Genomic DNA, 8178 nt, shown 5'->3' with positions numbered 1-8178 from the left:
AGTGAGCTTCGGCCCGTACCGGACGGTGTCGTTCGACGGCTGCAGTTCACAGAAGGTCCCCGACACGGAGCGCAACCGTGCATGGCTGGGCCGGACCTCCCATCACGGCTATCCGACACTTGAGCTGATGACGCTCGTCGAGACCGGGACACGGGCCCTGATCGGCGCGGTCTTCGGCCCCACCGACGAGGGCGAGACCAGCTATGCCCCCCGTCTCCTGCACCTGCTGCGGCCGGACATGCTGGTGCTGTGGGACAAGGCCCAAACGCGGTCGGCGCCAGGACCGGGCACAGAAGTGGATACGGCAGTGGCATCGCAAGCGCCGACGGCAGGAGGCTACGGCAGCCTGCCCCGCCGACCAGCCCTCCCAGCGCTGAACGCGCAGTTCGCCTGTCTACAGTGTGGTCAGGGTACGGCGGCTGCTCGTGGTCGGTCATCATCCCCGGTCTCCCCCTTGGGCTTTGGCACGTCTCCACCGGCCCTGCGAGGCCGGTGACACGCTCTCGGGAGGAAGAGCCGCCCAATGCTCGGTGGCCGCCGCATGCCCCTCCTACGGGCGCGTGGTGGCCATCGTGAACACCCACCCCTTGTCCGCGGTCTGACGGCGGCCGGTAGCGAAGCCGGTCCATGGGAAACACCCGCTTCTGGCGGCCCCCGCCGAATCGGATAAGGGCAGAAGTTGAATCACGAGCTCAAAGGAACGTGCTGCGGTTTGCCCCGTGCTGCCCGGTCTAACGGTTGGGTCAGCGCTGGGCATGGAAAGGGGGCACCTCCTTGTCGATCGGAAGCGCCCCCTTTTGCCGTTGATAGACGCTTCAGCAATTCCATCAAGGCGGTCCGTGCTCCCGGCATGCCAACGGTCCGGCACGCCTGTCACACAGTCCCTGCCGCATGGGCCAAAGTACGTCTCTCACTCACACAGCATCGCCGGCTTTTTAGCTGGCAGGCTCTCCCGGATCTCCACGTCCATCGCACCCCCAGAGCTGGGGTGTTGCGAAGATTGCTAGAACACAAGCGAAAGCCGGTGAACCTCGTACTCAGTCAGAGCGTCTCGTTACTTCTTTTCACGCTTGAGGCGCCAGTAGAGCAGGGCGAATGCCACCACCAGCACTATTACTCCGAGGATGACGGTGACTGCTGCGTTGTCCTCGAATCCGATCCCCACTACCGCTATGTCCACTTGCTTTCACCTTTCAGAGCCATCCGCCCGTTATTCCTGCACCGCCGAGGTAACCCAATGCGGCGTATCCGAGGTCACCCCCCAGGCCTGTTTTGCCCCCTATGAGCTCGTAACAAGATCTTGTTGAGGTGTCCTGGTCGAGCGTGGCAGAGAGGCTGATGCAGACGCTCGCAGCCCCATTTTTGCATCGAGTTCACCGGGCATGACCCCCCGGGCGTCCTGCCCGGTACCGATCCCACCGCATGAACCAGGCATCATGATCCGGGCTCCCCGCCGTGCTTGGCGCACTGCGGAGAGCCCGGAAGGCTCGGCCTTGGCAGGCGATGTCAGGTGTGAATGACGGAGGCAGATCATGGAAGCAGACGCGGACGCGGGTTCGCTGGACTGGGCGAAGGCTTGGATGTGCGCTACTTTCACCCGCGGTCTCGGTCCCGAGGAGGTGTTCGCCCGCTACGGGGCCGATCCGGAGCGGGCGCGCCTGCTCGGCTGGAACGCGGCCTCGGATCTACTCTCGGGTGAGTCGGGTGACGGGATGGTCTCGTTGCTGCGGGCCGGCAGGGTCGGTGAATGGGCCTTCCGTGTCGGGGAGGAAGGTGGCATCGGCTTTGGGGAAGGATCGCTCGCTGCGTTGTCTCGGGGAACTGAGACGTACAGCGTGGCGACTACCGAGGGAATCGACGTCTTTCAGTACTGGCGTGACGGCGAGTGCGTCGAGTACTTCGAGCCCGGTATGGAGCACAGTCGGTCCGAGCCGCTCGGCCCCTGGTGGGATCGGGCGGAAGGGGCGCTCGCCGCACACGAGGGCGAGGGTGCCGGGATGGCGCCAGTGGTGGCTCTCGTACTCGACCACCTCGGCATCACCCTGGACGACGCAGCCCTCAACGGGCTTTGGCCCAGCCTGACGCTCGCCGGGGACGACGCACCAGCGGCACCGTTGGGCAATACCTATGCGGGTGAGGGACCGGTTCCGCCCGGGACTGCCCTGGATTTCGGGCCTTCAAGTGGACTGTCCTGAATGACAGGATCGCCTTCGCCGCCCTGGGCCACGACCAGCGCCTGGCCAACGTGACGGGTGGCGGTCGGAGAAGGGCAGCGACACGATGACCGATCTGAGAGCAAGGCCAACGCGGATCAGCCCAAAGAGCTCGTGAGCGATCATGATCTGGCCTTCTTGAGTCGCCTCCAATAGATAATGCTGCAGGCCAACGCGAGGAAGGCGTCGTGGAGTTCGACTCGCCGTTCCCAGCGCACGGCCAGGCGTTTGAATTGGTGGAGCAGGGCGAAGGTCTGCTCCACGACGTAGCGGAGCCTGCCCACGCCCTTGGTGTTCGGGGAGCCCTTGCGGGAGATGACCGGCAGGATTCGTCGCTGTCGTAGTTCACGCCGCACGGTTCGCGAGTCGTACGCCTTCTCTCCGAGAACGGATTCGGGGCGCCGTCGTGGTCGGCCCGGCCGTCCAGCAACCGGCGTGATGCCGTCGACCAGGCGGAGAGTCTGCGTGATGTCATTGACGTTGGCCGCGGTCGTGAAGCGGGGTGCCCTTGCCGTCGCAGATCAGATTGAACCGTTCCGGGATCGTGGCCGCAGCCGGGCGGCTGCCGGACGCGACCGAGATCGACTGCGTTATGTGACCTGTGGAGGTGTCTCAGCCCCAAGGTGTCTCAGGCGGCGCAGCTCCCATGGACGAGACGTGACGGGCGTCGCGGCCACGTGCCGCAGCGGCCGCTCAGAGGTGGCCGTCCAGGAACTTCCGTACCTCGGTGATGGTCATAGGCCCCGTGCCGTGCGCCACCGCCTCTCCCTCCTTCAGCAGGACGTAGGACGGGGCTCCGGTGATCCCGTATCGCTCGGTTGCGGCCGGACAACGTGTGATGTCGGCGCGGACGGCCGTCAGGCGACCCGTGTAGTCGTCGGCGATGCCACCCACGACGAGGTCCATCACCCGGCAGGGCTCGATTGCCTTGGGCCATGTCCCGGTGAAGTATGCGAGGACCGGAACTCCGCTCATCCCGAGGATGAAATTGAACTCCGCGTCCTCACGGGGTCGGTGAACCCGCTTCGCCATGAAAGCTCCTGACCTCACGTTCCGTCGTTCCATCCCCATCATCCCTCGCGCGGTGTGCCAGGCCGGCCCGGTCGGTCGTCCGGTTGATCTGTCGGAAGGGAGGCACGGGGCCGTCACAGAACCACGGTGGTCCCCGGCGCGAGCGGCCCGGCCCCCGTCCCTGGTGCCCCGGCCTGGCCGCCCCGCCGGTCCCCCAGCTGCAGCCCGCCGCGCGCCCGTGGGTCAGCTCGTGCCAGGACAGCGCCCTCCACGACGACATGAAAGCCGTTTTCCAGGGCATAGCTGCCCATATCACCGACCAGATGCTCGATGAGCGCGTCGACGAGCGGGCCGGTGCGCATCGTCCACCGGATCCAGTCGAGCCGTATCCGCCACCGCGCTTCTCAGAGACAGCGCCCCCGACGGGCTTCCCGAGGCCTTGTCCGGTCTTCACATCAACCCCCGGTCTCAGCTGGCTGATACCGCTCTTCCCCGGGCCGCATGAGCCAGCTGATGGCACCGAGAACGAGGCACGATTCCTGGACCGCTCGCGGACGCGGTCGTGGACGGTCGAGGTACGCGTCAGCCGACCCGAAGACCGACCGCCAGCGTCAGTTCAAGGACCCGGTGTGGCGATGCGAGATCCGGAAACAGCTCCCGCAGCTGCGACATCCGGTACCGGACTGTCTGGGGATGGACGAACAACGCCGCCGCCACCTCGTCCCGCCTGCCCTGGTGCAGCAGCCACGCCCGCAACGTCTCCTCCAGCCGCCGTGCGGTCGCGACAGGCAAGGTCCGCAACGGTGCGAGGGCTCGGGCACGCAGGTCTGCGAACGCGTCCACGTCGGCGCTCAGCACCAGCTCGGGCAGGTGGTCCTGGGTGTCGCGAATATCAGAGGAGAGGGAGCGCGCGCGTACGGCTCGTGCGTACGAGGCGGACGCACGATTCCATGGCCGGGCCGGGCCGACCACGGCGGTGCGGTCGGTCAGCTGCCGCAAGAGATGTGATCGGTCGGCATCGGGGACGAGCAGCACACCGGTGGCGTCCGGCAGATCGTCGAGGACGAGGGTGCTCGGGTCGAGCGCGCGGTAGGCCGGCCGGGCCTGGGCGGCGGGCAGCAGGACCGCGGTCAGCGAAACCGGAGGCTGCCACCCGGCCCGTTGAGCAGAGGCCAGCAGCACGTCCGGGCTCGCGCCGGCGAGGAGGTCGCGGGCCAGGTGTTCCAGGTGGCGCTCGTGGGCCCTGCCCCGGGCTGCCAGTTCGTCGGCGTGGCCCGCGGCGCTCGCGGCGGAGAGCTCGTCGATGTAGGCGAAGGTCAGCTCGGCGAACTTGGCGACCTCGGCGGCGGGCAGACCTGCGGGTACGGCACCCGCTGCCAGGCATCGCCAGGCCACGCGGGCGCCGACGCGGTAGGCGCTGAGTAGGGCGTCCATCGAACGGCCGTCGCGCACCTCGCCGCGGCCCAGCTCGTAGGCTGCGTCACCGGCGTCGCCGCCTGTGGCGTTCCCGCTCGCGAGGTCCAGGTAGTGCCCCAGGGCGGTGCGGACGGCTCGGCGGATGGTGGCGCCCATGTGGCCCGAAAGGGCGTTGGCGTAGGGAGGGACCTCGTCGATGATCGCCTGGACGACCTCGTCGGCGGTGGTCTTCAGCGCGGCCCGAAGTGCGGTGACCGTCGTCTCATTGAGGGCCAGTTCGCTGGCCCTCCGGATTGCATGGTTCACGTTTTGTTCCCTGCGAACAATTCAGCCGACCAGATTTACGTCCTGCGGTCAGGACTTTACGCCTTGAGGCGCAGCAAGCTGGAGTCATGACGAGTGCAGCCCTCCGCAGCAGGGCGTGGAAACTGCTGGAGATGGTCACGACGCCGCTGCTGCCGTCGGACTACCTCGATCTGGTCAGCCCGCTGCGTGCGGGCGCTGACCTGCGTGGGCGCATCGAGGCCGTGCACCCCGAGACGGGTGACGCCGCGACTATCGTGATCAGGCCGGGACGGGGCTGGCGCGGCCACACAGCCGGTCAGTACGTGCGGATCGGGGTCGACGTCGACGGGGTGCGCCTGTGGCGTGCCTACTCCATCACCTCGCCGACAAACCGCCAGGACGGCCGCGTCACGATCACCGTGAAGGCGATCCCGGACGGCAAGGTCAGCAACCACCTGGTCTGCAGGGCGAAACCAGGCACGCTGATCCAGCTCGACCAGCCGACCGGTGACTTCGTGCTGCCGCAGGCCAAGCCCGCCAAGGTGCTCTATCTGACGGCCGGCAGCGGCATCACGCCCGTGATGGGCATGCTGCGCGACATCGAGTTCGACGACGTCGTCATGGTCCACTGCGCGCCACAGCCGCAAGACGTGATCTTTCGCAACGAACTGCACGACCTGGTCGCGGACAAGAAGCTGCGGCTCACCGAGGTGCACACCGACACAGACGGCATGCTCGACATCGCCCGTCTCGACGAACTCGTGCCCGACTGGGCCGAGCGCGAGACCTGGGCTTGCGGGCCCGCGGGCCTGCTCGACGCCGCCGAAGAGCACTGGACCGAGCACGGCGTACAAGAGCGCCTGCACACCGAACGCTTCCGCCCCAGCATCGTCGTCGCCGGCGACGGCGGCGAGGTCACGTTCAGCGCCACCGGCAAGACCGTCGACGCGGACGGCGCCACGCCGTTGCTGGACATCGGTGAGGAGGCCGGCGTGCTCATGCCCTCCGGGTGCCGCATGGGCATCTGCTTCGGCTGCATCACGCCGCTCAAGGCGGGCGCCGTCCGCGACCTGCGCACCGGCGAGATCACCGAGGCCGAGCCGGGCGTCCTCATCCAGACCTGTGTGTCCGCCGCGGCGGGCCCCTGTGACATCGAACGGTAGGAGCACCTTGACCGCCATCGACCCCACCGCCCACCTGACCGCGGAGCAGATCGAGGAGCTTGGCCGCGAGCTGGACGCGATCCGCGACGAGGTGATCGCCAGCCGCGGCGAGAAAGACGCCGCCTACATCCGTAAGGTCATCTCGGCGCAGCGCAAGCTCGAGCTGGTCAGCAGGGGCGTGCTGCTGTTCTCGATCTTCCCGCCCGCGTGGCTGCTCGGCACCGCCGGTCTGTCCGTGGCGAAGATCATGGACAACATGGAGATCGGCCACAACGTCCTGCACGGCCAGTGGGACTGGATGCGAGACCCGAAGATTCACTCCACCACCTGGGAGTGGGATCACGTCTCGCCGTCCGAGCAGTGGAAGCACTCGCACAACGAGCTGCACCACACGTACACCAACGTGATCGGCAAGGACAACGACCTCGGCTACGGCATCATGCGCGTCGACGAGGACCAGAAGTGGCACCCGTTCCACCTCGGCCAGCCGCTGTGGAACTTCATCAACGCCTGCTTCTTCGAGTACGGCATCGCAGCGTACGACCTGGAGCTCGGCAAGAACCTGCACAAGCGCCGCCGCAAGAACCCGGAGTTCCGCGCGCGGGCCAAGGCCGTGGGTCGCAAGATCCGCAAGCAGGTGCTCAAGGACTACGTGATCCACCCGCTGCTGTCGGGCCCGTCGTTCCTCACCACGCTCGCCGCCACGTTCACCGCGAACCTGGTCCGCAACATCTGGTCCCACTCGGTGATCATGTGCGGGCACTTCCCCGAGGGCGTGCAGGTCTTCGAGCGCCGGTCGATCAAGGGCGAGACGCGCGGCCAGTGGTACCTGCGCCAGATGATGGGCTCGGCGAACATCAGCGGCAGCAGGGCCATGCACTTCATGACCGGCAACCTGTCGCACCAGATCGAGCACCACCTGTTCCCGGACCTGCCGAGCAACCGGTACGCCGAGGTCGCGGTGAAGGTGCGCGCGCTGTTCGAAAAGTACGAGCTGGAGTACGTCACCGGGCCGCTGCCCAAGCAGGTGTTCTCCGCGTGGCGCAAGGTCTTCCGGCTCTCGCTGCCGAACAAGAAGCCCAAGGTCAAGACGCCGGACCGCGAGCAGGAGCCCGTCGCGGCCTGATTCCCGGTATTGGTTCAGATCTTTCGGCCGTACCGGCGGCATCGCCGGGTTCGGTGAGATCCGTTGCGGACGGTAGGCGACCGCGACATCAGACCGTACGACACGGGATCCGGGGCAGTTCAGTGTCCGGCTGCGCTGCCTGGACGTGCGCCAGGAGCTCAGCACACAGCCCTCGGCGAGGTGTTGTAGTGCGCTGACCTGCCGTGGCCGGGCCGGTAGTCGGGTGCGTACGCGCACTCGGTTTGCCGACGGGCGGGCTGGGTGGAAGGCATGGGCTGTGACGTGGACACTGCCGGAACCGATGCTCGCCGCCCCTGTGTCCGACCCTGCGCTGCTGCCGGGGTGGGCGGGTGAGCCGAAGTGGGACGGGTTTAGGGCGCTGGTCTGCGTCGATGCGGGCCGGGTGGTGCTGCGTTCCAGGCGCGGCACCGAGATGGCGGCCTCATTTCCGGAGGTCGTGGCGGGGGCCGTGCAGTTGCCGGACGCGACCGCGATGGACGGCGAGCTGGTCGTATGGGACGCCGCGGGCCGCCTCGCGTTCGAGCGGTTGCAGAACCGGCTTGCCCGGCGCGGTGCCGGGGCGGCCCGGGCGGCGGAAGAGCGGCCGGCCCACTTCGTCGCGTTCGATCTGCTGCGGCTGTCCGGGACGGACACGACCTCCTGGCCGTACCGGAGGCACAGGGTCGCGCTGGAGTCCGTGTTCGCCACCCGCCGCCTGTCGGCGCCGTGGGCGCTGTGCCCGTCGACCACCGAGGCAGACGTTGTGCGCGAGTGGCTGCGGTCGGGATGGGGGGTGGTCTTCAAGAGGCTGGACGCCCCTACCGCCCGTCGGTGAGGGGCTGGCAGAAATTACAAGGTCGCGAGACGAGCGAGGCGATCGTCGGCGCAGTCACCGGCCCTCTGTGGTCTTTGGAGGAGATATCCGCGAAGCCGCCCCCGCGGGGGCCGCGTCGCGGATATAGCC

Annotated in this window: 8 protein-coding genes and 3 pseudogenes; 6 read left to right on the top strand and 5 right to left on the bottom strand. The window is 67.6% G+C overall.

The genetic code is table 11. The features are described 5' to 3' along the window. Positions 1–259, top strand: a pseudogene (locus ACFWVE_RS34190) (IS4 family transposase); the annotation flags it as partial. A gap of 795 nt (positions 260–1054) precedes the next feature. On the opposite strand, the gene ACFWVE_RS34185 reads toward ACFWVE_RS34190, so the two are convergent. Next, on the bottom strand, positions 1055–1180 hold the full coding sequence (locus ACFWVE_RS34185) for an LPXTG cell wall anchor domain-containing protein (protein ID WP_384022902.1): 126 nt from the start codon (positions 1178–1180) through the stop codon (positions 1055–1057). Between the two features lie 352 nt (positions 1181–1532). Here ACFWVE_RS34185 and ACFWVE_RS34180 point away from each other — a divergent pair, with 352 nt between their 5' ends. Next, positions 1533–2195 (top strand): DUF6461 domain-containing protein, encoded by a 663-nt coding sequence (locus tag ACFWVE_RS34180; protein WP_384022899.1) that lies wholly within the window; start codon positions 1533–1535, stop codon positions 2193–2195. A gap of 140 nt (positions 2196–2335) precedes the next feature. Here ACFWVE_RS34180 and ACFWVE_RS34175 read toward each other — a convergent pair. The 4 genes and pseudogenes from ACFWVE_RS34175 to ACFWVE_RS34160 form a co-directional block, all read right to left on the bottom strand. After that, a pseudogene (locus ACFWVE_RS34175) lies at positions 2336–2692 on the bottom strand (transposase); the annotation flags it as partial. Positions 2693–2906: 214 nt separating this feature from the next. Continuing rightward, positions 2907–3245 (bottom strand): thioredoxin domain-containing protein, encoded by a 339-nt coding sequence (locus ACFWVE_RS34170; RefSeq protein WP_351129532.1) that lies wholly within the window; start codon positions 3243–3245, stop codon positions 2907–2909. A 113-nt stretch (positions 3246–3358) separates the two neighbouring features. Beyond that, entirely contained in the window at positions 3359–3586 is a 228-nt protein-coding gene (locus tag ACFWVE_RS34165) for a hypothetical protein (protein WP_384022896.1), read from the bottom strand. 220 nt (positions 3587–3806) lie between these two features. After that, the gene (locus ACFWVE_RS34160) at positions 3807–4946 is read right to left on the bottom strand and encodes a PucR family transcriptional regulator (protein WP_384022893.1); all 1140 of its coding nucleotides are present in this window, start codon (positions 4944–4946) and stop codon (positions 3807–3809) included. An 86-nt stretch (positions 4947–5032) separates the two neighbouring features. Between ACFWVE_RS34160 and ACFWVE_RS34155 the strand changes: the two genes are divergently transcribed. The 4 genes and pseudogenes from ACFWVE_RS34155 to ACFWVE_RS34140 all read left to right on the top strand — a co-directional run bounded on the left by ACFWVE_RS34155 (position 5033) and on the right by ACFWVE_RS34140 (position 8049). Next, positions 5033–6088 carry a ferredoxin reductase gene (locus ACFWVE_RS34155; protein ID WP_189189925.1) on the top strand — a complete coding sequence of 352 codons (1056 nt, stop codon included), beginning with the start codon at positions 5033–5035 and terminating at the stop codon, positions 6086–6088. Between the two features lie 7 nt (positions 6089–6095). Further along, complete coding sequence (locus ACFWVE_RS34150) at positions 6096–7214, top strand: fatty acid desaturase family protein (RefSeq protein ID WP_384022890.1); 1119 nt, start codon at positions 6096–6098, stop codon at positions 7212–7214. An 88-nt stretch (positions 7215–7302) separates the two neighbouring features. After that, a pseudogene (locus ACFWVE_RS34145) lies at positions 7303–7362 on the top strand (hypothetical protein); the annotation flags it as partial. Positions 7363–7491: 129 nt separating this feature from the next. Continuing rightward, entirely contained in the window at positions 7492–8049 is a 558-nt protein-coding gene (locus tag ACFWVE_RS34140; protein WP_384022887.1) for a hypothetical protein, read from the top strand. The last annotated feature ends 129 nt before the right edge of the window (positions 8050–8178 follow it).

The sequence above is a fragment of the Streptomyces sp. NPDC058632 genome (assembly GCF_042717095.1).
In the GTDB taxonomy this organism is placed as follows: Bacteria; Actinomycetota; Actinomycetes; order Streptomycetales; family Streptomycetaceae; genus Streptomyces.
The sequence above is the reverse complement of the archived record's forward strand: the minus strand, read 5'-3'. Positions and strand labels throughout refer to the sequence as shown.